The sequence below is a fragment of the Streptomyces acidiscabies genome (genome assembly GCF_020010905.1).
GTDB lineage: Bacteria > Actinomycetota > Actinomycetes > Streptomycetales > Streptomycetaceae > Streptomyces > Streptomyces acidiscabies.
On record NZ_JAGJBY010000002.1, the window covers coordinates 4,486,161 to 4,510,316 of the forward strand.

The 24,156-nt window shown below is 72.1% G+C and carries 22 protein-coding genes; 9 read left to right on the forward strand and 13 right to left on the reverse strand.

What is annotated here, in order from left to right; genetic code table 11:
• Positions 1–3: 3 nt before the first annotated feature.
• Positions 4–921 (reverse strand): NADP-dependent oxidoreductase, encoded by a 918-nt coding sequence (locus tag J8M50_RS45965; RefSeq protein ID WP_370516659.1) that lies wholly within the window; start codon positions 919–921, stop codon positions 4–6.
• 81 nt (positions 922–1,002) lie between these two features.
• On the opposite strand from J8M50_RS45965, the gene J8M50_RS45970 reads away from it, so the two are divergent.
• The 3 genes from J8M50_RS45970 (at position 1,003) to J8M50_RS45980 (ending at position 5,096) form a co-directional block, all read left to right on the forward strand.
• Positions 1,003–1,950, forward strand: coding sequence for a GlxA family transcriptional regulator (locus J8M50_RS45970; RefSeq protein ID WP_010358748.1), 948 nt, complete (start codon positions 1,003–1,005; stop codon positions 1,948–1,950).
• 55 nt (positions 1,951–2,005) lie between these two features.
• On the forward strand, positions 2,006–3,142 hold the full coding sequence (locus J8M50_RS45975; protein ID WP_223786491.1) for an MFS transporter: 1,137 nt from the start codon (positions 2,006–2,008) through the stop codon (positions 3,140–3,142).
• 121 nt (positions 3,143–3,263) lie between these two features.
• Positions 3,264–5,096, forward strand: coding sequence for an APC family permease (locus tag J8M50_RS45980; RefSeq protein WP_010358746.1), 1,833 nt, complete (start codon positions 3,264–3,266; stop codon positions 5,094–5,096).
• A 16-nt stretch (positions 5,097–5,112) separates the two neighbouring features.
• On the opposite strand, the gene J8M50_RS45985 is transcribed toward J8M50_RS45980, so the two are convergent.
• Complete coding sequence (locus J8M50_RS45985; RefSeq protein ID WP_010358745.1) at positions 5,113–5,889, reverse strand: alpha/beta fold hydrolase; 777 nt, start codon at positions 5,887–5,889, stop codon at positions 5,113–5,115.
• Between the two features lie 325 nt (positions 5,890–6,214).
• Between J8M50_RS45985 and J8M50_RS45990 the strand changes: the two genes are divergently transcribed.
• Both J8M50_RS45990 and J8M50_RS45995 read left to right on the forward strand, forming a co-directional pair.
• On the forward strand, positions 6,215–6,910 hold the full coding sequence (locus J8M50_RS45990; protein WP_010358744.1) for an SDR family NAD(P)-dependent oxidoreductase: 696 nt from the start codon (positions 6,215–6,217) through the stop codon (positions 6,908–6,910).
• A 21-nt stretch (positions 6,911–6,931) separates the two neighbouring features.
• Positions 6,932–7,309: a hypothetical protein gene (locus tag J8M50_RS45995; protein ID WP_010358742.1), complete on the forward strand. Its 378-nt coding sequence runs from the start codon at positions 6,932–6,934 to the stop codon at positions 7,307–7,309.
• Here the strand turns inward: J8M50_RS45995 and J8M50_RS46000 are convergent.
• From J8M50_RS46000 to J8M50_RS46040, 9 genes are read right to left on the reverse strand one after another with little or no spacing between them, the layout of a single operon-like run.
• Entirely contained in the window at positions 7,269–7,721 is a 453-nt protein-coding gene (locus J8M50_RS46000) for a hypothetical protein (RefSeq protein WP_178854859.1), read from the reverse strand. The genes J8M50_RS45995 and J8M50_RS46000 overlap by 41 nt on opposite strands.
• On the reverse strand, positions 7,709–8,887 hold the full coding sequence (locus J8M50_RS46005) for a 3-deoxy-7-phosphoheptulonate synthase class II (RefSeq protein ID WP_010358740.1): 1,179 nt from the start codon (positions 8,885–8,887) through the stop codon (positions 7,709–7,711). The genes J8M50_RS46000 and J8M50_RS46005 overlap by 13 nt, the downstream gene beginning before the upstream one ends.
• Positions 8,884–9,792 carry an AurF N-oxygenase family protein gene (locus J8M50_RS46010; RefSeq protein ID WP_010358739.1) on the reverse strand — a complete coding sequence of 303 codons (909 nt, stop codon included), beginning with the start codon at positions 9,790–9,792 and terminating at the stop codon, positions 8,884–8,886. Before J8M50_RS46010 ends, J8M50_RS46005 begins: the two co-directional genes overlap by 4 nt.
• Positions 9,789–10,568 carry an aminotransferase class IV gene (locus J8M50_RS46015; protein WP_010358738.1) on the reverse strand — a complete coding sequence of 260 codons (780 nt, stop codon included), beginning with the start codon at positions 10,566–10,568 and terminating at the stop codon, positions 9,789–9,791. The genes J8M50_RS46010 and J8M50_RS46015 overlap by 4 nt, the downstream gene beginning before the upstream one ends.
• On the reverse strand, positions 10,565–12,634 hold the full coding sequence (pabB, locus tag J8M50_RS46020; protein ID WP_010358737.1) for an aminodeoxychorismate synthase component I: 2,070 nt from the start codon (positions 12,632–12,634) through the stop codon (positions 10,565–10,567). The genes J8M50_RS46015 and pabB overlap by 4 nt, the downstream gene beginning before the upstream one ends.
• Entirely contained in the window at positions 12,634–13,464 is an 831-nt protein-coding gene (locus J8M50_RS46025) for an arylamine N-acetyltransferase family protein (RefSeq protein WP_010358736.1), read from the reverse strand. Before J8M50_RS46025 ends, pabB begins: the two co-directional genes overlap by 1 nt.
• Positions 13,461–14,357, reverse strand: coding sequence for a 4-hydroxybenzoate octaprenyltransferase (locus J8M50_RS46030; protein WP_063748149.1), 897 nt, complete (start codon positions 14,355–14,357; stop codon positions 13,461–13,463). The genes J8M50_RS46025 and J8M50_RS46030 overlap by 4 nt, the downstream gene beginning before the upstream one ends.
• Before the next feature lie 11 nt (positions 14,358–14,368).
• The gene (locus tag J8M50_RS46035; RefSeq protein ID WP_029184464.1) at positions 14,369–15,538 is read right to left on the reverse strand and encodes a cytochrome P450; all 1,170 of its coding nucleotides are present in this window, start codon (positions 15,536–15,538) and stop codon (positions 14,369–14,371) included.
• A gap of 29 nt (positions 15,539–15,567) precedes the next feature.
• Positions 15,568–16,548, reverse strand: a complete 981-nt coding sequence (locus J8M50_RS46040; protein ID WP_040838087.1) for a polyprenyl synthetase family protein — start codon at positions 16,546–16,548, stop codon at positions 15,568–15,570.
• A 200-nt stretch (positions 16,549–16,748) separates the two neighbouring features.
• Here J8M50_RS46040 and J8M50_RS46045 point away from each other — a divergent pair, with 200 nt between their 5' ends.
• Positions 16,749–18,041, forward strand: coding sequence for a cytochrome P450 (locus J8M50_RS46045; RefSeq protein WP_202950064.1), 1,293 nt, complete (start codon positions 16,749–16,751; stop codon positions 18,039–18,041).
• A 57-nt stretch (positions 18,042–18,098) separates the two neighbouring features.
• On the opposite strand, the gene J8M50_RS46050 is transcribed toward J8M50_RS46045, so the two are convergent.
• The gene (locus J8M50_RS46050; protein ID WP_010358731.1) at positions 18,099–18,956 is read right to left on the reverse strand and encodes a methyltransferase domain-containing protein; all 858 of its coding nucleotides are present in this window, start codon (positions 18,954–18,956) and stop codon (positions 18,099–18,101) included.
• 127 nt (positions 18,957–19,083) lie between these two features.
• Positions 19,084–19,995 (reverse strand): SAM-dependent methyltransferase, encoded by a 912-nt coding sequence (locus tag J8M50_RS46055; RefSeq protein ID WP_202950063.1) that lies wholly within the window; start codon positions 19,993–19,995, stop codon positions 19,084–19,086.
• 202 nt (positions 19,996–20,197) lie between these two features.
• Between J8M50_RS46055 and ispH the strand changes: the two genes are divergently transcribed.
• The 3 genes from ispH (at position 20,198) to ispG (ending at position 24,149) form a co-directional block, all read left to right on the forward strand.
• On the forward strand, positions 20,198–21,148 hold the full coding sequence (gene ispH, locus J8M50_RS46060) for a 4-hydroxy-3-methylbut-2-enyl diphosphate reductase (RefSeq protein ID WP_040838084.1): 951 nt from the start codon (positions 20,198–20,200) through the stop codon (positions 21,146–21,148).
• Positions 21,149–21,216: 68 nt separating this feature from the next.
• Positions 21,217–23,022 carry a 1-deoxy-D-xylulose-5-phosphate synthase gene (locus J8M50_RS46065; protein WP_010358728.1) on the forward strand — a complete coding sequence of 602 codons (1,806 nt, stop codon included), beginning with the start codon at positions 21,217–21,219 and terminating at the stop codon, positions 23,020–23,022.
• Complete coding sequence (gene ispG, locus J8M50_RS46070; protein WP_010358727.1) at positions 23,019–24,149, forward strand: flavodoxin-dependent (E)-4-hydroxy-3-methylbut-2-enyl-diphosphate synthase; 1,131 nt, start codon at positions 23,019–23,021, stop codon at positions 24,147–24,149. The genes J8M50_RS46065 and ispG overlap by 4 nt, the downstream gene beginning before the upstream one ends.
• Positions 24,150–24,156 lie beyond the last annotated feature (7 nt).

The following is a 24,156-nucleotide window of genomic DNA, read 5'->3' on the forward strand; positions in this document are numbered from 1 at the left end:
CGGTCAGCGAGCGTCCTTGACGGCCAGCACGATCTTGCCCGTCGTCCGGCCCTTCTCGCCGTGCGCGTGGGCGTCGGCCGCGTCCGCGAGGTCGTACACGGCCTCCACATGGGCGCGCAGCGCACCCCGCTCGACGAGTTCGGCGATCGCCGACATCCCCGCCCGGTCGTACTCGACGAGCAACTGCTCGACCCGCACCCCCGGGACGGGGTCGCTCGGCAGGATCGAGACGACGACCCCGCCGGGCCGCAGGACGCGGGCGGAGCGGACGGACGTCGAACCGCCCAGCGTGTCGAGGACGACGTCGATATCGGTGACGGTCTCCGTGAAGTCGACGGAGTGGTAGTCGATCACCTCGTCCGCGCCGATCTCGCGCAGGAACGCGTGCTTGCCCGCGCTGGCCGTGCCGATCACGTACGCGCCCCGGGCCTTGGCGATCTGCACGGCGAGATGGCCGACGCCACCGGCCGCCGCATGGACGAGGACCCGCTGTCCCGGCTGGAGGCCGGCGGTGTCGACGAGTGCCTGGTGCGCCGTGAGCGCGGCGAGCGGCAGCGCGGCGGCCTGCACATGATCGACGTTCGACGGCTTGCGGGCGAAGGCCCGCGCAGGCCCGGTCACGTACTCGGCGTGCGACCCGGTGCCGTGCGGATACGGCAGCATCCCGAACACCTCGTCTCCGGCCCGCAGCAGCGTCACCCCGAAGCCGACCGCCTCCACCACCCCGGACACGTCCCAGCCGAGGACGAGCGGCAGTTCCTGGAGGAACCCCCCGCCGCCCCGGTGCTTCCAGTCGGTCGGATTCACCCCGGCCGCGTGCACGGCGACCAGGATCTCGCCTGGCCCTGGCTCCGGCCGGTCGACCTGCGCGAGTTCGAGTACCTCGGGACCGCCGAAGACGGTCTGCCGTGCGGCGTTCATCGTTGTGGTCATGCCTCCAGCCTGCGCGCGTCCGCCCGCCCGGCCAATGGCGGGATGGCCAATATCCAATAGGATCCTGCCATGGAGCGTGCACACCGCGTCGTGGTCCTGGCGCTCGACGGCGTCTACCCCTTCGAACTCGGCATCCCCAGCCGCGTGTTCGGCGCCGCCGACGACCTCTACGAGGTCCTGACGTGCAGCGTCGACGGACACCCCGTCCAGACCCTGTCCGACTTCTCGGTCACCGTCACCCACGGCCCCGAGGCGCTCGCCGAGGCGGACACGGTCGTGATCCCGCCCTTCAACCCGTGGCGCGTCACCCCCGACCTGCCCGAACCGGTCGCGGCGGCGCTCTCCCGCATCACACCGGGCACCAGGATCGTCTCCATCTGCTCCGGCGCCTTCGTCCTCGCGGCGGCGGGGCTCCTCGACGGGCGGCCCGCGACGACGCACTGGAGGATGGCCGACACCTTCCGCGCCTGGTTCCCCGCCGTCGACCTCGACCCGGACGTCCTGTTCGTGGACGACGGCGACATGCTCACCTCGGCGGGCGCCGCGTCCGGCGTCGACCTGTGCCTGCACATCGTCCGCGAGGACCACGGCAGCGAACTCGCCAACCAGGTCGCCCGCCGCTGCGTCGTCCCGGCCTGGCGGGACGGCGGCCAGGCCCAGTACATCGAACGCCCCGTCCCCGCCCCCGGCGAACAGGGCACCGCCGCCGCCCGCGCCTGGGCCCTGGACCACCTCGACGAACCCCTCGCCCTCACCGACCTCGCCCACCAGGCCCGCATGAGCCTGCGCACCTTCGCCCGCCGCTTCAACGAGGAGACCGGCACGAGCCCCGGCCGCTGGCTGATCCGCCAGCGGGTGGACCGGGCGCGGCACCTGCTGGAGACCACGGACCTGCCGGTCGACGAGGTCGCCCTGTCGGTGGGCTTCGGGACGGGTGCGTCACTGAGGCAGCACCTGCATACGGCGGTGGGGGTGTCGCCGCTGGCGTACCGCAGGACGTTCCGGCCGGGGCAGTGACCGCGTCCCGGCCCGCACGAGCCCCCGAGGTGACCCGGTGAACCGACCCCGTCAGATGTGGCCCCTGTACGCCGCCGGTTTCACCACCGCGTTCGGTGCCCACGGCATCGCCGCCAACCTCGGCGGCTTCTCCGACGACGCCGTCACCTCCCTCCTCGTCCTCGGCGGCCTCCTCGCCCTGTACGACGGCGCCGAGGTCCTCCTCAAACCCGTCTTCGGCACCCTCGCCGACCGCATCGGCGCCCGCCCGGTCCTGCTCGGTGGGCTCGCCGCGTTCGCGCTCGCGTCCGCGCTGTACGCCGCCGCCGACAGCCCGGGCTGGCTGTGGGCCGCCCGCCTCGGCCAGGGCGCCGCCGCCTCCGCGTTCTCACCGGCCGCGTCCGCGCTCGTCGCCCGCCTCAACCCGGCCGCCAAACACGGCCGCGCGTTCGGGAGTTACGGCTTCTACAAGTCGATCGGCTACACGCTGGGCCCGCTCCTGGGCGGCGTACTCGTCTGGGCGGGCGGGCTGCGGCTGCTGTTCACCGTCCTCGCGGTGACGGGCGCGGTGGTCGCCGGGTGGGGGGCGCTCGCCGTCCCCGTCGTCCCGCCGCTGCCGAAGGCCCGCCAGACCGTCCTCGACCTGGCGCGCAGGCTCACGGACCCCGCCTTCCTCGCGCCGACGGCCGCGCTGGCCGGGGCGACGGCGGCGCTCTCGGTCGGCGTGGGGTTCCTGCCGGTCTCCGGGCGGGCGGCGGGGCTCGGGACGGTCGCGACCGGGGCGGCGGTGTCGGTGCTGGCCGCGTGCGCGGCCGTCGTGCAGCCCCGTGCGGGGCGCGCGCTGGACGAGGGGCGCCTCACGACCCGTACCGGGCTCACGGCGGGGCTGTTGATCACGGCCGGGGGCCTCGCCTGCGCGACGCTCCCCGGGCTCACGGGCGTACTGACCGCGGCGGCCCTGATCGGCGTCGGCACCGGCCTGATCACGCCCCTCGGCTTCGCCGCACTCGCCGCGACGACGCCCCAGGAGCGCCTCGGCCAGACCATGGGCTCCGCCGAACTGGGCCGCGAACTCGGCGACGCGGGCGGACCGTTGCTGGTCGCCGCCGTCGCCACGGCCGCGACGCTGACGTACGGGTACGCGGCGCTGGCGGTGCTGCTGGGAGTTGGGCCGCTGGTGATGCTGGTACGGCGACGGCGCACCCGAGACTGACGGTGCTATGAACCCGTCAAAATGCCCGCCCCCGGCGTGAAGAACGCGCTAGGAACGATCGGAAACGATCACTTCCGGACGGACCCTGAGTGCACCAGTCCGCACGAAGGAGCCCCCGGCCATGTCCGTCCTCACCCCCGTCGCCCCCACCGAGGAGGAGCCGCCCGACGCCGGTGAACGGCACCGCCTCACCGCCGTCACGGGCCTGGCCGCGCTCTCCCTGGACGCGATGGCGTCGGTGGCGTACGGCCCCGAGGCGATCGTCCTCGTGCTGGCCGCCGCCGGTGCGCACGGGCTCGGCTTCACGCTGCCGGTGACGCTCGCGATCGCCGGTCTGCTCGCGGTGCTGGTCGCGTCGTACCGGCAGGTCATCGCGGCGTTCCCGGACGGCGGCGGCTCGTACGCGGTCGCGAAGGCGCACCTCGGGGCGCGTACGAGCCTCGTCGCGGCGGCGTCCCTGGTCCTCGACTACGTCCTGAACGTGGCCGTCGCCGTCACGGCCGGAGTCGCCGCGCTGACCTCGGCGTTCCCCTCCCTGTACGGGGACCGGCTGTGGCTGTGCCTGGCGGTCCTGGCGCTGATCACGGCGGTGAACCTGCGCGGGATCGTCGAGTCGGCGAAGGCGTTCATCGTGCCGACCGTCGTGTTCGTCGGCTCGATCTTCGCCGTGATCGTGGTCGGCCTGCTGCGCTCCGGACCGGTCAGCACGGCGACGGCGGACGGCCACGCCTCCGCCCTGTCCGGCAACGCGACGACGGTCGGCGCCCTGCTGTTGCTGAAGGCGTTCGCCTCCGGCTGCGCCGCGCTCACCGGCGTCGAGGCCATCGCGAACGCGGTCCCCTCCTTCCGCGTCCCCCGCGCCAAGCGGGCCCAGCACGCTGAGGTCGCCCTCGGCGCGGTCCTGGGCCTGATGCTGATCGGTCTGTCCGTCCTGATCGGCCGCTTCCACCTCCAGCCGGTCCAGGGCGTCACGGTCCTCGCGCAGCTCGCGGACGCCTCCCTCGGCCACAACTGGGCTTTCTACGTCATCCAGTTCACGACGATGATCCTGCTCGCCCTCTCCGCGAACACCTCCTTCGGGGGCCTGCCCGTCCTGCTGAAACTCCTCGCCCGCGACAACTACGCCCCCCACGTCTTCGCCCTCAAGGCCGACCGCCAGGTCCACCGCCACGGCGTCCTCGCCCTCGCCGTCGTCTCGGCGGCCCTCCTGGTGTTCTCCGGCGGTGACACCAACACCCTCGTCCCCCTCTTCGCGATCGGCGTGTTCGTCGGCTTCACCGTCGCCCAGGTCGGCATGGTCCGGCACTGGCGCCTCGAACGCGGACCGGGCTGGACGGGGAAAGCCCTGCTGAACGGCTTCGGCGCCCTCCTCACCGGGGTCGCCACGGTCGTCGTGACGGCGGAGAAGTTCACGGCGGGAGCCTGGCTGATCGTCATCGCGCTCCCCCTGCTGGTGGCCGCCTTCGAAACGGTCCACCGCGCCTACGCCGCCATCGGTGAACGCCTCGGCCTCGGCCGCGTCCCCGAACCCCCGCACCGCGCACGCTCCCTGGTCGTCGTCCCCGTCTCCTCCCTCTCCCGCCTCACCTCCCAGGCCCTCACGGCGGCCACCTCCCTCGGCGACGAGGTCCGCGCGGTCACGGTCTCCTACCCCGACCCCGAGGACCGCGCGGCCCTCCACACCCTGGAACGCGCCTGGACCGACTGGAACCCCGGCGTCCCCCTCGTCCAGGTCAGAAGCGACCGGCGCAGCCTGGGCCGCCCCATCGCCGCCTACGTCCGCGAGATCGCCGCCGCCGAACCGGGCACCCAGGTGACCGTCCTGATCCCGGAGACCGAACCCGAGCGTCTGTGGCAACGGCTGCTCCAGAACCAGCGGGGAGCCGTCGTCGCGCACGCGGTACGACGGGAGACGGACGCGGTGATCTGCCGCCTCCGCTTCCGGCTGCCGTGACCGATGCGGTACGGCTCTACGGCAGCAGCGTCCCCACGAGCCGTTCCGCGAAAGCCTCCGGCGCCTGGGCGATCCCCAGATGCCCGCCGGGAAACTCCGCGAAGCCGCTCTCCCGGGACGTCGCGATGAACTCGGCCGTCCGGTAAAGGAGTTGGCCCCGGGACTCGATACCGGCGGCGACGGTGAGGCGGGAGAGGGGCGGTCCGGCGGGCGGGGTGTACGACGTGAACGGGCCCAGGACATGGGCGAGGGAGATGGCCATGGGGCTCGCCAACTCCTCCTCACGGGTGAGGGGTTGGCCCTCGGGGAGGGCGTCCGGCTCCTGCTGCGCCAGGACGGCGGTCATCCGCGCGCCCGCCGCCGCGAGCCCGGCGACCCGGTAGACCTCGCACACCTCCCCGAACGCGGCCCGCTGCCGCGCCCCGTCCGGCAGCACCCCCACACACGGAGGCTCGTGCGCGACGACATGCCGTACCCGCCCGGGATGCCGGGCGAGCAGATCGAGGGCGGCGACGGCACCGGCACTGCTGCCGAAGACGTACGCGGGCTCCCCGCCGGGCGCCACGGCGTCCAGCACCTGCCGCGCACCCTCGCTCCAGTCCTCCACGCGCTGGTCGTCGACGGGGTCACCGAGACGGCCGTGGGCGAGGCCGAGGGGGTCGTAGGTGACGACGGTGAAGTGCGCGGCCAGCGCTTCCGTCGCGGGGCCGAGGCCCATGGGGTGGCCTGCGCCGCCGGGGATCAGGAGCAGGGTGGGGCCGGTTCCGGTGACGTCGTAGTACGGGTCTGCCATGGTTCTCTCCCTAGGATGTCTAGGAAAAAACCTAGGCAACCCAAGGGAGTCGGCGCAAGGTCATTTCCGTGCGGGCCCCGAACGCCAACGCCCTTGGGGAATCAGGCCCGTTCGCCTCACCGTTCGACGCCATAGGCATCGGCGCCCTCCGTATTGAGTGGAGATGGACGGCGGCGTGGCTGAGCATACGAGCCTCGGTGACTGTGGCGGAGGGACCTGACGAGTGTGCGGCAGGGGCGCGTGCACCGGCCAGTGCCTGGTACTGCCGGTCCTACCGTCACCCAGAGCACTGGCTGCCCCCTCGGCGCGGGCCGAGAGTGGACGCATGACCACCACGTTCATCACCGGGGCGAACAAGTCCCTCGGCTACGAGACCGCCCGCCGCCTCATCAAGGCCGGCCACACCGTCATCGTCGGCGCCCGCGACCCGCAGCGCGGCCGGGCCGCCGCCGACGCCCTCGGGGCCCGCTTCGTACGGATCGACGTCACCGACGACGTGTCGGTGGACGAGGCCGCCGCCGACGTCGCCGCCAACGAGGGCAGCATCGACGTCCTCATCAACAACGCCGGCGTCTTCGGCCCGCACATCCCCGCCGACGAGATCACCGCCGCCGACGCGAGTGACGTCTTCGGCATCAACGTCGTCGGCATCGTCCGCGTCATGCACGCGTTCCTGCCGCTGCTGCGCAAGTCCCAGCACCCCGTCGTCGTCAACGTGTCCAGCGGCATGGGCTCCTTCACGCTGACCCACGACACGACGCGCGCCGAGGGCATCAACCTCGCGCCGCTGTACACGGCGTCGAAAGCGGCGGTGACGATGCTGACCACGCAGTACGCGAAGTCCTGGCCGGAGATCAAGGTCAACGCCGCCGACCCCGGCTACACCGCGACCGACTTCAACGGTCACCGCGGCCACCAGACGGTGACCGAGGGGACGGACGCGATCGTCGCCCTCGCCACGATCGGCCCCGACGGCCCCACCGGCACCTTCGTCGACCGCGACGGTGCCATGCCCTGGTAACACGGCTGGTATTACTGGGGCATGCAGGAAGAGACCGCACGCTCCGCGATCGACATGTTCATCTCCGCGTTCAACGCCTCGGACGACACCTATGTGACCGCTCTGCTCTCCCAGGCCCTGACCTCGGACGTGGTCTTCTGGGGGCCGCTGGGCCGCAGCGAAGGGGTCGTGGCGGTCGAGCGGTTCGTGCTGGACATCCGGCGCCACCCGGCGGGGACCGGCACGATGGTGCGCTGCTCGGCGGTGGACATGCCCGACGAGTGGGCCCGGTACCAGTGGGTCTTCACCACGCCGGACGGCGGCCCCCGGCTGGCGGGAACGGACGTCGTCCACCTGCGGCGCAACCTCATCGACCAGATCATCGTCTTCGCGGGGGAGATCGAGCCGTCCGGCTCCTGAGGCGTCTCCCCTCGCGGGGGAGTCGGTATTTGTACGGATGGTGCGGCGGGACGACGCGCGTTTCGCCCCCACCCTCGTCCTGACCGGCGGCCGGACCGTCCTCCCCACCCCGACGATCGCCCAGCGCCGACACCCTCTTCGGTGGCCTGAGCACCGACAACTGGACCGCGTACGCCGACCTCCTGACCGCCGGTGAACTCCACGCGCGGGTCAGCGTGCTGCTGCTGCCCGCCCCCATCGGCGGTTCCGCCGCCGACGTCCGCAAAGGGCTGGAGGAACTGCGCCGCCCGCGCTCGGCGGACCCCCGGCTGCTGGACGCCATCGGCGTGAAGATCTTCGCGGACGGAGTACCGCCCAACCGCACCGCCTGGATGACGAGCCGTACCGGGACGGCGGCCACTACGCCATCCACGGCGACTTCATCTCGGCGACCCGGAAGGCCAGTTCGAGCGCCTGGCCCCCGTTGAGGCGAGGATCGCACGCCGACTCGTACCGGCGGGGCAGCTCGTCGACCCCCACCCCGCCCCCGACGCACTCGGTCACCTCCTCCCCGGTCACCTCCACATGCAGCCCCCCGGCATGCGTACCGAGCCCCGCATGCACCTCGAAGAACCCGGAGACCTCGGCGAGGACATCGTCGAACCGCCGGGTCTTGTGCCCACTGGGCGCCTCGAACGTGTTGCCGTGCATCGGATCGCACACCCACACCACCGGCGCACCGGAAGCGGCGACCTTCTCGACCAGCTCGGGCAGCAGATCCCGTACCCGGCGCGCCCCCATCCGCACGATGAACGTCAGCCGCCCGGGCCGCCGTTCGGGGTCGAGCCGGTCGATCAGGGCGAGGGCCTGCGCGGACGTCGCGGTGGGCCCGAGCTTGACCGCGATCGGATTGCCGACGGTGGAGAACCAGGCGACATGGGCACCGTCGAGCTGCCGGGTACGGTCACCGATCCACAGGAGGTGCCCGCTCCCGGCGTACGGTCGCCCGGTGGGCGGATGACGGCGGGTCAACGCGGCCTCGTAGTCGAGGAGCAGCCCCTCGTGGCTGGCGAACAACTCGGCACCGCCGTACGCACGCATGACATCCAGCGTCTCCCGCGACGCCTCGTACATCCGCAGCAACCGCCCCGGATCCGCCCGCCGTTCACCCTCGCTGAACCCGAGCCCGTTCACCGCGTCCCCCCGGTAGACCGGCAACGTCCGCCCGCCGACGGTCTCCGTCGCCCGGGACCGGGGCTTCGCGTACTGCCCGGCGATCCGCCCCACCGTGACCACCGGCATCCCCGACGCCCGCTCAACCACTGCGGCCATCTCCCGAAGAAGCCGCACCTTGCCCTGGACCGCCGACGCCGACAGCCGGTCGAACCGCTCGGCACAGTCCCCGCCCTGCACCAGGAACGCCCGCCCCGCGGCCACTTCGGCCAGCCGCGACGTGAGCGCGTCACACTCCTCAGGCGTCACCAGCGGCGGCAGGCCCGCCAACTCCTCGACCACACCGCCGAGTTCGGCGGGCCAAGGTGGCCGCTGATGGGCGACGAGCGTCCGCCAGTGCGCGGCGGCCTCCCCGGTGAGCGTCACCCTGTGCTCGCGACGAGGTCATGGCTGATCCCGAGATCGTCGAGGAGCAGTTGCAACGGCCCGGTGTCCCGCGCGGGCACGGGCCGCGCCGCCGCCCACGCGCGCAATTGCCCGGCGTCGACGGTGAATCCGCCCTGCGCGGCCACGGTCACCCAGGGTTCGAGGTCGGCGGAGCGGAACGCGGTGAGCCCGGTGACGAGCGCCTCGCGGAACATGCCCTGCTGCGCGCCGTCCAGGTTCCGGTAGAGGGAGCCGCACAGCTCGCGGAACACCACCGCGTGTCCGCCCTCGTCGCGCCGGTGGAGATCGGTGGTGATCCGGTTCATCGGCTGGATCTCCCGGGAGGTGGCGAGCGCGGAGAGGAACCCGCTGATGGTCGTCTCGGCGGCGAGGGAGAACGCGATGTCGACGATGTCGCGGTCGAACCCGGACAGCCCGGCGCGCACGGCCTCACGCCCCTGGACGACGGACCAGACGCCCGGCGCGAACCGAAGCTCCCCCAGGTCGCGCCGCCGACGGGTGACACCGACGGCGTTGTGGCACATGAGGATGTGGTAGTGCTCGTCGATGATCGTCTGATGCAGCGCGTCGACGGCGACGTCGTCACGCCGGACAGGAATCCGCTCCTGGAGCATCAGCCGGCAGGCCGGAAGGATGATCTCGTCCTCGATGGCCGCGGTCTTCGCGTTGTACGAGATCCACGCGGCGGACAGGATCCGCGCCCGGGCATCCCGGTCGAGCCGCTCGGCACCGGGCAGCGCCAGCACCGGGACGAGCTGTTCGGGAAAGTCCGGCAACGCCGGATCGAAGTGCCCGTCGAGATCCAGCTCGTCCTTCTTGACGGCCACCCGCTTCCCCCACCGGCGCGTCAACTGCACCAGCAGATCACGCTCGTACCCGGTCACCGGACAACCTCCCTGAGTCCGACCCCGAGCGCGTCCAGCCGCGCCTGCCACCGCCCGGCCACCGCGACCTCCGCCCCCCGACACCGCCCCAGCCCCGCGACGACCGGCCGGACACCGTGCAGGGCGTTCAGCGTCCAGACGGGTACGCCGGTGAGGTCGCCCGGCGTGGCCCGCTCGGCGACGACCAAGTGCCCCGCAGCACCGGCGAGTTCACCGAGCAGCGCACGGGTGACCCCGGGCAGCAGCCCGGGCCCGGACGGCGGCCCGCACAGCGTGTCGCCCCGCCACCAGACGACGCTCGTGGTCGCCCCTTCGAGCACATGCCCCTCCGGCGAGAGAAGCAGCGCCTCGTCGGCCCCCGCCGCGACGGCGTCGGCGCGCAGGGCCGCGAGGTGGTCGAGGTCGGGCCCCTTGACGTCCGCGAACCGCCGCCGGTCAGGACCCGCAGGGGTCCACAGCCGCACGGTCGCGGTCCGCACCGGCGCCGGACGCAGCCACATCCGCAGCCGCAGCCCCGCCCCGGTCTCCACCAGCTCGACGCGAGGAAACCACCGCCCCCGCGCGGGCAGCACCTCGGCAACAGCCCGCAGGAACTCCCCGGTCGAGGGACCCGAGAACCGCGCACAGGCGGCCCCGAACCGCCCGGCATGACGGTCGAACCCCCGCACCCGCCCCTCGTCCACGAGCCACGAGTCGACGACGAGCACCCTCCCGGCATCGTCGGCCGCCGCCCACCCGTCCTCGGCGGTCCACCACCGCCGCGTCCCCGCCCTCACCGCTGGTCCACGACGGAAGGCGCCCGCCAGGCCCGCAGCGACGCCGCCGCCTTGAGGAGCATCTCCTCGTACTCGTCCGCCGGATCGGAGTCGAGGACGATCGCCCCGCCGGCCCCGATGCTCAGCCGGTCGCCGACGCGGACGGCCGTACGGATCACGATGTTGAGGTCCGTGCCGCCGGTGAGGCCGAAGTAGCCGAGGGCGCCGGAGTAGACGCCCCGGGCCTCCGTCTCCAGGCGGTCGATGATCTCCATGGTGCGCAGCTTGGGCGCCCCGGTCATGGACCCGCCGGGGAAGCACTGCCGGGCGCAGTCGATCGCGCTGACCCCGTCGGCGAGCCGCCCGCGCACCGTGGAGACGAGCTGGTGCACGGTCTCGTAGCTCTCGACGGCGAGGTACGGGTCGACGTCGATGCTGCCGACCTCGCACACCCGCCCCAGGTCGTTGCGGAGCAGGTCGACGATCATGAGGTTCTCGGCCTGCGTCTTGGCGCTGGAGGCGAGGGTGGCGGCGAGTTCCGCGTCGCGCACCGGGTCGGCGTCGCGCGGGGCGGTGCCCTTGATGGGCTTGCTGGTGACCGTGCGGTCCCGCTCGACGCGCAGGAACCGTTCCGGGGAGGAGCTGAAGACGCTGACGTCGCCGAGGCGCAGGAGCGCGGCGTACGGGGCCGGGTTCGCGCGCCGCAGCCGCAGGTAGAAGGACGTGTCGTCGTCGTGGAACGGCAGGTGCAGCTTGTTGGTGAGGCAGATCTCGTAGCTCTCGCCCTGCTGGAGCTGCCGCCGGCACTCCGCGATGTCCGCGAGGTACTGGTCGCGGCCCCGGCTGAGATGTTCCTCGGCGCCCGGCAGGCCGCCGTCCGGCGTCTCGACCTCCGCCGGACGCAGATCCGTCAGCCGCGCGGACGTCCGCTCCAGCCACTCCTGCGCGTCGCGCCGGGTCCTCTCGTCGTGGACGGCGACCAGGTAGGTCAGCCCCTCCTGGTGGTCGACCGCGACGACACGGTCCGCGAACATCCAGACGGCGTCCGGGGTTTCGGCGGTGTGCCGGGCCGTCGCCCCGCACTCGGCCTTGAGCTCGTAGCCGAAGTACCCGACGTACCCGCCGGTCAGGTCGAAGGGCAGGCCCGTGTCGGGGACGCGCCGCTCACGCAGCCGCTGTTCGAGGACGTCGAAGACGCTGCCGGGCACACTGTGCACGCCGTTAGCGTCCCGTACCTCCACGGCGTCGTCACCGGTGCGGTAGGTCAGGACCTCGCTGAGCGGCCCCGACGTGTCGCCGAGGAACGAGAACCGGGACAGGCCCTCCTCCACCCGGCTGCTGTCCAGCCAGAAGCTGTACGGGGTGTCGTCGAAGAGCCGCAGGAAGATCGCCTCGGAATCGGCGGTCGGCACGACCGCGCTGACGATCCCCAGCCCCGCTTCGGCGCCGCCCGGCGCGTCGTCGGACCGTACGGTGACGGTCGGCCGGGGCGCGGTCCGGGTACGGCGGCCGGTGTCGGTCAGGTCGGCGAAGTTCCGCAGGATCTCCCGGCCGTACTGGGACGCGATCGACTCGGGGTGGAACTGGACGCCCCACTGCGGGAGTTCACGGTGCCGCAGCGCCATCAGCACCCCGTCGTCCGCCCAGGCGATGGCGGCCAGCGAGTCGGGCAGCGGCTCCCGCACGCACAGCGAGTGGTAGCGGACCGCGACGAACTCGCGCGGGACCCCGGCGAACAGCGGATCTCCGTCGTGGGACACCTTGGCGAGATGCCCGTGCCGGGGTTCGGGCGCGGCGCCCACCGACGCCCCCGCCAGGTGCGCGATCAGCTGATGCCCGAAGCAGACGCCCAGCACGGGCAGCGTGGAACGCCGCAGCAGGTCGCCGACGAGGCCCGCGTCGCGGGGGTTCTGCGGCCGTCCGGGGCCGGGGGAGACGACGATGTTGTCGAACTCCTCCAGCCGCAGACCGGCCAGCCGCGGATCGTCGTTGACCATGACGACCGGCTCGCGGCCGTTGATGCCGGCGATCAGCTGGTACAGGTTGAAGGTGTACGAGTCGTAGTTGTCCAGCAGCAGGGTACGCATCACGCACCGTCCAAGAATTTCCTGAGCGCCTGGACGTCGCCCGGTTCCAGGGTGATCCCGAAGATCTCCTCGGGAGCGGACAGGGCCTCGTCCTTGTCGAGTTCGCGCACGGTCACCGGCTCCCCGGGACGCAGTTCCATGAGCGTGCTGCCCGCGAGGAGGTGTCTCACCTCGGGGCGGGTGCGCTGGAGGACCATGCGGTGGTTGAACGGCGAGCGCGGGTGCGTCAGACAGAAGTGGTTGAGGAGTTCGAAGTCCGACGGGTAGCGCGGGTCCAGGGTGAAGCCGTACAGCTCCGCCGGGCCCTCGGGCCGCAGGAACCGCAGCACGTGTTCCCCGTTCGCCTCCCGCACCAGGTCGAACGACCAGTCGCCGGCCAGCTGCGCGCCCTCCGCGAGACAGATCGGCTCGTGCAGCCCGTGCGCGCCGAAACTCACGTCGTACAGCCACCGTTCGCCGTCCAGCTCCACGCACAGGGCGACATGCAGGGCAGGGCCGACCTTGTTCCCCGTACGGATGCGGGTCCGGCCGGCGAACGCCGTGAACGTGAACCCGATGCGGTCCAGTACGGCCGCCGCCAGCACGACCTGTTCCAGGCACCAGCCGCCGCGCCCCTGCCGCACGAGCTTCTCCTGGACGCTGTCCAGGTCCAGCGGCACCGCCGTACGCCCGAGCAGCGCGTCGAGGTTGTCGAAGGCGATCGTGCCGACGTGCGCGGTGTGCAGGGCCCGCAGCGTGGGCAGGTCCGGGGCCACGTCGCCCCGGTGGCCCACGCGGGTCAGATAGGCGTCCAGGTCGACGCCGTCGCCTTGCCACATCGAGTCGGTCATGTGAACTGCCCTGCCAGCACGGCCGCGAGGAGGAGCCAGCCGAAGTAGGTGTTGGCGACGAAGGCGTCCCAGCACGACTGGGGATCGTCCAGGTCGACACGGACGAGGAGCCGGGCCAGGAAGAGCGCCGCGACCGCGACGACCAGGTAGAACGCCCACCCCATCGCCATGTCGGACCCGGCCCACAGCACCCCGCCGACGCTGAACGCGACGAACAGCCCCAGCCACGGCTTGGTGGCCGTGCCGAACAGCAGCGCGGAGGACCTGACGCCGATGTTCCGGTCGTACTCCTTGTCCTGGTGGGAGTAGACCGCGTCGTGGATCAGCGTCCAGAAGGCGCCGCCCGCGTACAGGCCGTACACCGCGAGCGGGTAGTCGAAGCTCCCGGTCGCCGCCGTCCAGCCGATCGGCACGTAGACGCTCATCACCAGCGCCAGGAACGCCGACGGCCAGACGAAGATCCGCTTCATGAAGGGATAGGCGACGATCAGCGGGTACGAGGCCGCCGCGACCACGGCCGTCTCCACGTTCGCCACCGCCAGGACCAGCAGGGCGAGTACGCCTTGCGCGGCGGCGAACCAGAGGGCGTTGCCGACGCTGATGGTGCCCGAGGCGACCGGGCGGGACACGGTGCGCGCGACGCGGGAGTCGATGTCCTTGTCGACCACGTCGTTGACCGCGCAGGCCGCGCCGCGCACCAGGACCGCCGCGACGGCGAGGACCACCACCGCGAGCAGATCGGGCCGGCGGCCGGAGGCGAGGACGGCGGCCCACAGCCCCGGGAGCAGATAGAGGACGTACCCGGTGGGTCTGTCCAGGCGCATCAGCAGCAGATACGCGCGGACCGAGCCCGGGCTCTTCGTGACGACGTCAGTCGATATCTTGTGCAGCATCAGGGATCCGATCACCAAGTCACCGGAAGTTGGATCAACCCGCCGATCAGCGTGTTGTGGCGCAGTCCCAGCTCCTGAACACCGACAGCCAGCCGCAGCGCCGGGAACCGCGCGACGAGCTGCGCGAGCACCACCTGCAACTGCATGCGGGCCAGCATCGCGCCGACGCAGGCATAGGCGCCGTGCCCGAACACGAGGCTGTCCGTGGTGTCGCGCGTGACGTCGACCCGGCCGGGGTCGGCGAAGGCCGTCGCGTCGTGGTTGGCCGCGATGATGTTCAGCAGCACGAGGTCACCGGTCCGCACAGCGGCGCCGTCGACCTCGAAGTCCGTGAGCGCGTAGCGGGGCATACCGCCGTTGTGCGGGTTCGGCATCGACCTGCGCAGGGTCTCCTCGACCGCGCCGGGCACGAGATCCGGGTCGTCCACCAGCGTCTGCCACTGCCCGGGGTTCGCCAGCAGCAGCGCCACGCAGGTGCCGATCCGGGCCACCGTCGTCTCGTACCCGCCGAACAGCAGCAGCGCCGTCAGCCCGAGGACCTCGTTGTCGGTGATCCCCTCGGCCGCGCAGATCCGGGAGACCGCGTCGTCACCCGGAGCGCGCCGCTTGTCCGCGACGAGCTGACGGCAGTAGCCGAACAACTCGCCCAGCCCCTGCTTGGAGCGGACCGGGTCCCCGACGTCGGCGGCGTCCTGGGTCCAGCCCCCGAACCGCTCCTTGTCCTCCTGCGGCACGCCCAGCCACTCGCACATCACCTGGACCGGCAGCGACAGCGCCACCGCCTCACGCAGGTCCACCGGCGGTTCCTGCCCGGCCAGTTGGTCCAGGAGCTGCCCGGTCACCTTCTCCACGTACGGCCGCAGCGCCGCCATCCGCTCCGGCGCGAAGTGCGGCTCCAGCAGCGCCCGCAACCGGCCGTGGTCGGTCGCGAAGTCGCCCAGCAGGTTCGCGAGCAGCGCGGAGCCGGGGTCCTTCGGGGCCTCGGGATCGGGATGGGTACGGCCGAGCCGGTCGTCGTCGAGCAGCTGCCGCACCCGGGCGTGACCGGTGACCAGCCACGCCGGGGCGCCCTCGGCCGTACGCACCCGGTGGATGGTGCCCTCGGACTGGAGCGTGCGCAGCCCCGGCGCGAGGTGCAGCACGTTCGTCTGCTCGAAAGGCAGTTGAGCTGGGGTCCTCACTGACGGCCTCCGCCGGAAGGGTCGGTCGGTCATGGCGTGCGGTGGACGATGCGGTCGAACAGCGCGGTGAGCGCGGTCGACGCGGCCGGGGTCAGGCCCGCCCGGCCGAGGTGCTCCAGGGCCGAGTCCAGGTGACCGCGCGACAGCTTCTCGGCCGTGTGCCGGCCGCCGCACTCCTCGACGAGGTCGGCCAGCTCCTGGAGGTACGCCGCCGAGGTGCCGTCGGCGTCCCACAGCCCGCGCAGGCGTCCGGCAGCCGTGCCGTCGGCGGACAGCGCCGCCAGTACCGGGAAGCTCGGGTTGCGCCGCTCGATGTCGCTGCGGACGGGCTTGCCGGTCACCGAGGGGTCGCCCCAGATGTCCTCGACGTCGTTGAGGATCTGGAAGGCGAGGCCCAGGTGCCTGCCCGCGCCGCGCAGGGCGGCCACGACGTGCTGGGGCCGGCCGGCCCGCAGCGCGGGCGTCACCAGTGCGCATTCCAGCAGCGCGGACGTCTTGTCCTCGACGATCCGCTCGTACTCCGCGGTACCGGCGCGCGGGTCCGCCCGGACGGTGAACTCCCGTGCCTGGCCCGCGAGCACCAGATCCGTGACCTCCGCGAAGAGGCCGGAGATCTCCGTGCGGCCGGGGCCGGGATCGTCGACGACCATCCGCAGGGCGAGGGACTGCAAGGCGTCCCCGGCGAGGATGGCCGGGCCGGTGCCGAACACCTTCCACGCGGCCGGACGGCCACGGCGCAGCTCGTCCCCGTCGATGATGTCGTCGTGGACCAGGGTCGCGTTGTGCAGCAGCTCCAGCGCCGCCGCCTGGCACCGCACCGCCTCGGGCCGCACACCGACGCCGTCGGCCGCCGCCAGCATGAGGGCCGAGCGCGTCAGCTTGCCGTTCGGCGCCGGGCCGGGGTGACCGTTCTCGTCCGTGAAGCCGAGGTGGTACGAGCAGATCCGGGCCAGGGTCGGCTCCAGCGCCGACACCTGCCGCCGTATGACGGGTAATACGGTGGACCGCACCGTCCCTCCCCGATTAGTGAATTACTCTGCGGGAATTTCCCGGGCCGTTCCGACCGCTATCCTCAACGACCTCTCCGGATCGTGTCAACGACAGATCGTGAGCCTTCTCGACTTTAGGAAAAACCCCAAAGTCCGGAACGCGCTGCCTCGATTAGACTGCGGTCGGCACCGAGACCGAATTCACGAGAGGCGGAATGGCTGTGTCAGTCGAGCCTGGGCAATTACGTGAAGGCAGGCCATTCGACCCCTACGGCGCGCATCGCGACGACCCGTATTCCTTTCTGGCCGACCTCGTCGAGATGGAGCCGGTGTTCTACGCGCCCCTGCTCGACGCGTGGTGCGTCACCCGGCGCGAGGACATGGTCGCCGTCCTGCGGGACGACCGGAACTTCACGGCGCGCGACCACAACCCCCGCTCCAAGGTCGAACTCCCCGACGACGTGAGCCGGATGCTCCGCACCTGGCGCGGCGCCGGCGCCCTCGCCGTCGGCTCCCTCGACCCGCCCGAGCACTCCCGGATCAGGGACGTCCTCAACATCGGGTTCACCCCGGCCCGGGTCAGGGCCTTCGAACCCACGGTCCGCGCGATCGCCACCAACCTGGCCGAACGCACCGCCGCGTCACCGGAGTTCGACTTCATCACCGAGTACGCCGTCCCGTACGCCCTCGACGTGATCTGCCGGCGCCTCGGCATCCCGGACGAGTACGTGGAGCGCTGCCGCGTCTGGTCCGAGCAGCGCATCGAACTCATGATGCTCCAGAGCTACACCGACCCCGACTGGCTGCGCGAGTACGCCCGGGGGCTGATGGAGTTCGGGGCGTTCGCCCGCTCCCTCGTGCAGGAGCGCCTCGCCTCGCCGCAGGACGACCTGATCAGCGAACTCCTCCACGACGGCAGGGCGGGCACCACGCTCACCGCCGAGGAGGTCTCCGTCCAGGTCCCCACGCTGATCTTCGCGGGCCACATGACCTGCGCGGAGGCGCTCGGCACGATCGTCCACCAGCAGCTGCGCTCACCCGGCGGCTGGGCCGACGTCGTCGACGGGAAGGTCGCCACCCGGGACCTCGTCGAGGAGGGGCTCCGCTTCGACAGCCCGCTGGCCGGCATGTACCGCACCGCGCTCCAGGACGTGACGGTCGGCGGCGTCCACCTCGCGGCGGGCAGCCGGCTCCTCCTGCTGTACGGCGCGGCCGGCCGGGACAGCCGTACCCACGCGTGCCCGGCCGGGTTCAGTCCGGGCAGCGAGTCCTCCGCGCACCTCGCGTTCGGGCACGGCATCCACTTCTGCCTCGGCGCCGGGTTCGCCCGCCTGGAACTGGAGGCCGCGATCGAGGCCGTCGCCGCCACGATGCCCGGACTGACCCTGGCACCGGGGCTGCCGCCGCGCCACCGGCCGGTGTTCCCGCTGCGGGCACTGAGCGAGCTGCGGGTCCGGACGTCCGGGCGGTCGGCGGGGGGCGTGGACGACACGCTGGCTTCCGTAGAGCGCTGATACGACAGGTGACGGCCCGCCGGTTCCGACCGGCGGGCCGTTCTGGTGTACGGCGGGTCAGGCGCGGACCGCCGTCAGGTACACGTAGCCGCTCTCCGGGATGGACCCGAACCGGCGCACGAAGTGGATCAGCGAGTCGGCCTGCTCCCCGCCGACCAGGTCGGCCAGCTTGTCGCGGACCGTGCCGAAGGCGTCGGCCATGAGGCTGAGGGTGCGGATGACGTTGTCGGTGACGTCACGGATCTCGACGTCGACGAAGCCGGCGGCGGCCAGCGTCTTTCGGTACTCCTCGATCGTGCCCAGGGAGTGCACCGCGTAGTTCGCGCAGATGTGGTCCAGGACGACCTGACCCTCCGGGCTGACCGGGTCGCGCTGGATGACGTCGGCGATGGCGAGCCGGCTGCCGGGGCGCAGGACGCGGGCGGTCTCGGCGAGCACCTGGCCCCGGTCGGGCATGTGCCACATCGACTCGAACGCCCAGGCCGCGTCGAAGGAGGCGTCGGGGAAGGGCAGGTCCATCGCGTCGGCGAACTGGAACGTGGCCCGGTCGGAGAGCCCCGCCTCGGCCGTGAGCTCCGTGGCCTCCGCGACCTGGATGTGGCTGACGGTGATGCCCACCACGTCCACCTCACGGGTGCGGGCGAGCCGCCGCGCGGGGTGGCCGACACCGCAGCCGATGTCCAGGACCCGCTGGCCCGCGCGGGCGTCGAGGCCCTCGATCATCAGGTCGGTGAGGCGGTCGGTGGCGACCTCGACGGAGCTGTCGTCGGCGTCGTCCTCCCAGTAGCCGTAGTGGATGTTGCGGCCCCACGCGGAGCCGTAGATCCGGCCGAAACCGTCGTACACGGTGCGGACGTCGCTGGGGGCGGGGGACTCGCTGGGCGTCAGGGCGGGGGACTGGCTGGGGGCTGTCATGAGGTCTCCGTATCGTCGGGAAGAGGGCGCGGTCCGGCCGTGAGCGCGGCCTTGGTGCGGACGGAAACCCGCCGCGCTCGGCCGAGCGCGGCGGGGAGCTGGTGCGGGCGCCGGTGAGGGTGCCGGTTCACTTCCGTTCGAAGCGCAGGAAGCCCAGCTTCAGGCCGCCCGCGCGCCATTCGGCGCCCAGCGCCTGGTTCGCCATCAGGGAGATGCGCATCTGCCGGCGCTCGACGGACGACAGGCTGTCGTCGCTGTCCAGCACCGCCTGCGTCCAGGCGGTGCTCTCGTCCCAGAACGGCGCGGTCTCCGGCGTCGCGTCGACGTCGTCGACCAGCTCGAACCCCGCGGCCCCGGCGGCCTCCGCGTACGCGCGCACCGTCGTCGGCTTCGTGTAGAAGTACTCCGCCCACACGTCGGCCCCGCGGGGACGGGTGATGAAGACCTCCTCGATACACACGCTGCCGCCCGGGCGGATGATGTTCGACAGCCGGTCGAACCACCGCGGACGGTCGAAGTAGCCGCTGCTCTCGATGGCCACGGCCGCGTCGTAGGGACCGCCGTCCTGGGGGAGGTGCATCGCGTCGCAGACCAGCGCGCGAACCCGGCCGCCGACCCCGGCCTCCTGCGCGAACCCCTCGACGATCGGGGCGTGTTCGGGCGCGTTGGTGACCGACGTGACGTCGGCGCCGTATTCCTGCGCCCAGAAGAGCGAGCCGCCGCCGAGACCGCAGCCGACGTCCAGGACCCGGCCCGAAAGACGGTGTTCGGCGCCCCAGATCTTGGCCGCGTACCGCAGCAGCCCCTCCTGGTGAATGCGGATGCTGTGGCGAATGTCGTCGGCCGTGGCGTCGTGCACGTCCAGGGGCGTCCGGGAGGACGGGTAGTGGCCCACGTGGTAGTGAATCCTGGGGCCGGGCCCGTATTTACGGACGAGTTTCGCCGTTTTCTCGTCGTAGTACTGGCCGACTATCCGCACCTCGTCCTGCGGCTCCAGCACTTGCTGAGCTGAGCCCGAAAGCTCGTCCAGATCTGACACAGTCATTCCTCCAGAGCTCGAATTCCGACCCGGAATTTTGATTCGCCCCGAAAATAAGTGGAAGCTATGGGACCCCATCCTGGGAGGGCGGGACCGGCCCTGTCAACGACGCCCGGTGGGTCTAGTAAAAACCCTAAAGGCCAGGGCGGCGGGTCTGGATTAGACTCCGGCTATTCAGCCAACACCCGACGACGGAGTGGGAATGAGTGGCGGAAAGCAGGTCCTGCTGGCCGAGCCGCGGAGTTTTTGCGCCGGGGTGCGGCGTGCGATAGCCATCATCGACCTCGCGCTGGAACGGCATGGCGCACCCGTGTACGTCCGCAAGGAGATCGTTCACAACCACCACGTGGTGCGGGAGTTCCAGCGCCGGGGAGTGCGGTTCGTCGACTCCGAGGAGGAGGTGCCCCGGGGCGCGGTGTGCGTCTTCTCCGCGCACGGCGTCTCCCCGCAGGTACGGGACAACGCCGCCGCGCGCGAACTGGACGTCCTCGACGCGACCTGCCCCCTGGTGGCCAAGGTGCACCAGGAGGCCCTCCGGTTCGCGCGGGACGGCCGTACGCTGCTGCTGATCGGGCACGCGGACCACGAGGAGGTCGAGGGCACCTACGGGCACGCCCCCGACCGGACCGTCGTCGTCGAGTCGGTCGCCGACGCGCAGGCGCTGGACCTGCCCGCCGACGCGCCCGTCGCCTACCTCACCCAGACCACGCTGTCCGTGGACGAGACCAAGGACATCATCGCCGTGCTCCGCAGCAGGTTCCGCGATCTGCGGGGGCCGGGCACCGACGACATCTGCTACGCCAGCCAGAACCGCCAGGACGGCATCAGGGCCATCGCGGACCGGTGCGACCTGGTGCTGGTCGTCGGTTCGGTCAACTCCAGCAACTCGATCCGCATGGTCGAGGTGGCGCGCAGGCTCGGCGTCAAGGCCGAACTGGTGCCGGACGTCAGCCACTTCGACGCCGCCTGGCTGGCCGGCGTGCGCACGGTCGGGGTGAGCGCGGGGGCGAGCGCGCCGGAGATCCTCGTCGACCAGCTGCTCGACCGGCTCGCCGGACTGGGGTACGCGGACACGCTCGTGGAGCGGGTGGCGACCGAGGACGTGGTGTTCTCGCCGCCGGCCCGGCTGACCGGTGCGGCACAGGCGCCGTGAACCTTCCCGAACCGACCGAGAGCGCGGCCACCGCCGCCGACCACACCCGGTGAGGAGCACTGTCCGAGATGGCGCTGCTGGAAACCGTGCGCGACCCGGCGAAACTGCGTGAGCTGACCGCCGGGGAACTGTGTGAACTCGCCGAGGAGATCCGCGCGTTCCTCATCGACCGGGTCTCCGCGACCGGGGGACACCTCGGGCCCAACCTGGGGGTGGTCGAGCTGACCATCGCGCTGCACACCGTCTTCGACTCCCCGCGCGACCGGCTCCTGTGGGACACCGGGCACCAGTCCTACGTACACAAGATCCTGACGGGCCGCCAGGCCGGGTTCGACCGGCTGCGCAAGGCCGGCGGGGTCTCCGGCTACCCGAGCCGGGAGGAGTCCGAGCACGACCTGGTGGAGAACTCGCACGCCTCCACCGCGCTGTCGTACGCGGACGGTCTTGCCCGGGCGGACGCCCACCTCGGACGGCGCGACCGGGCGACCGTCGCGGTCATCGGCGACGGCGCGATGACCGGCGGCATGGCCTGGGAGGCGCTCAACAACATCGCGGGCGGGCCCGAACGGCCGCTCGTCATCGTGCTCAACGACAACCAGCGCTCCTACGCGCCGACCGTCGGCGGACTCGCCGAGCACCTCGCCGAGTTACGGGCCGGGCGCGGGCCGGGCGTCTTCGAACAGCTAGGGCTCGGCTACCTCGGCCCCGTCGACGGCCACGACATCACCGCCCTCCAGGACGCCCTGCGCCGCGCGGTCGCGCTGGGCGGGCCGGTGGTCGTCCATGCGATCACCGCCAAGGGGCGGGGATACCGGCACACCGAGGCCAACGACCTCGACCTCGGACACGCCGTCAAGCCCATGGACCCGCACACCGGGCAGGCGCTCAAGGCGTCGCCCCCGTCGTTCACGTCGGTGTTCGGCGAGACGCTCGTCCACCTCGCCGAGCGGCGCGAGGACCTCGTGGCGATCACCGCCGCGATGGCCGAGCCCACCGGCCTCCTGCCGCTGCACCGCAGGTTCCCGCACCGGGTGATCGACGTCGGCATCGCCGAACAGCACGCGGTCACCATGGCCGCCGGGCTGTCCATGGGCGGCGTGCACCCGGTCGTGGCGATCTACTCCACGTTCGTCAGCCGCGCGCTCGACCAGCTCCTCATGGACGTCGCCCTGCACCGCCGCCCGGTCACGTTCGTCCTCGACCGGTCCGGAGTGACCGGCGACGACGGGCCCAGCCACAACGGCATGTGGGACCTGTCGGTGCTCCAGGTCGTACCGGGACTGCGGATCGCGGCGCCGCGCGACGGCACCCGGCTGGCGGAACTCCTGGCCGAAGCGGTCGCCTGGGACGAGGGCCCGACGCTGCTGCGGTTCCCCAAGGGCCCCGCCGGGGACGACCTCCCCGCCGTCGCCACCTTCAACGGCCTCGACGTGCTGCGCCGTGCCGGCTCGCTGGACGTGCTGATCATCGCGGTGGGCGCGCTGGCCGGACTCGCGCTCACCGTCGCCGACGCGGTACGGGGCCGGGGCATCGGCGTGACGGTGGTGGACCCGAGGTGGGTCACCCCGGTCAACCCCGCCCTCGCCGACCTGGCCCGCCGCCACCGGCTCGCCATCACCGTCGAGGACAACAGCCGCGCGGGCGGCGTCGGTTCCGCGGTCGCACAGACGCTGCGGGACGCCGACGTCCGCACCCCGCTGCGCGAGTTCGGCATCCCGAGGCGGTTCCTCAGCCACGGCTCACGGGCCGAGGTGCTCGCCGCCTGCGGGCTCACCGCCCAGGACATCACCCGGGGCGTGGTGGAACTCCTGGCCGGCCTCGAAGACATCGGCGACCCCGGCATCCGGCCGGTCCGCTCAGGGGAGGAACTATGACGACCGTCGATCTGGGCATGCCCTCACCGCGCAAACTCGCGGTGGCCAACCGCCGCACCTCCCGCCGGATCACGGTGGGCTCCGTCCCGGTCGGCGGCGACGCGCGGGTGTCCGTGCAGTCGATGACCACCACACCCACCACCGACGTCGACGCCACCCTCCAGCAGATCGCCGAACTCACCGCCGCCGGCTGCGAGATCGTCCGGGTCGCCGTCCCCTCGGCGGACGACGCCGCCGCGCTCCCGGCCATCGCCCGCAAGTCGGGCATCCCGGTGATCGCCGACATCCACTTCCAGCCCAAGTACGTGTTCGCCGCGATCGACGCCGGCTGCGCGGCCGTCCGCGTCAACCCCGGGAACATCCGGCAGTTCGACGACCAGGTCGGCGCGATCGCCCGGGCCGCGCAGGACGCGGGGGTGCCGATCCGGATCGGCGTGAACGCCGGGTCGCTGGACCAGCGGCTGCTGCGCAAGCACGGCGGGGTCACGCCGGAGGCGCTGGTGGAGTCGGCGCTGTGGGAGTGCTCGCTGTTCGAGGAGCACGGGTACGGCGACCTCAAGATCTCCGTGAAGCACCACGACCCGGTGGTGATGATCGAGGCGTACCGGCAGCTCGCCGCGCGGTGCGACTATCCGCTGCACCTCGGGGTGACCGAGGCGGGGCCCCGGTTCCAGGGCACGATCAAGTCGGCCGTCGCGTTCGGGGCGCTGCTCGCGGAGGGCATCGGCGACACCATCCGCGTCTCGCTGTCCGCGCCTCCCGTGGAGGAGGTCAAGGTCGGCACGCAGATCCTGGAGTCGCTGGGGCTGCGGCCCAGGGGTCTTGACATCGTGTCGTGTCCGTCCTGCGGGCGGGCCCAGGTGGATGTGCACACGCTCGCCGAGCGGGTCACGGCGGCGCTCGAAGGGTTCCCGGTGCCGCTGAGGGTGGCGGTCATGGGCTGCGTCGTCAACGGGCCCGGCGAGGCGCGCGAGGCCGACCTCGGGGTCGCCGCCGGCAACGGCAAGGGGCAGATCTTCGTCAAGGGCGAGGTGATCCGTACGGTCCCCGAGTCGCAGATCGTGGAGACCCTGCTGGCCGAGGCCGTACGCATCGCCGAGGAGATGGGCGTGGACGTCGAGGCGTGAGCGGCCC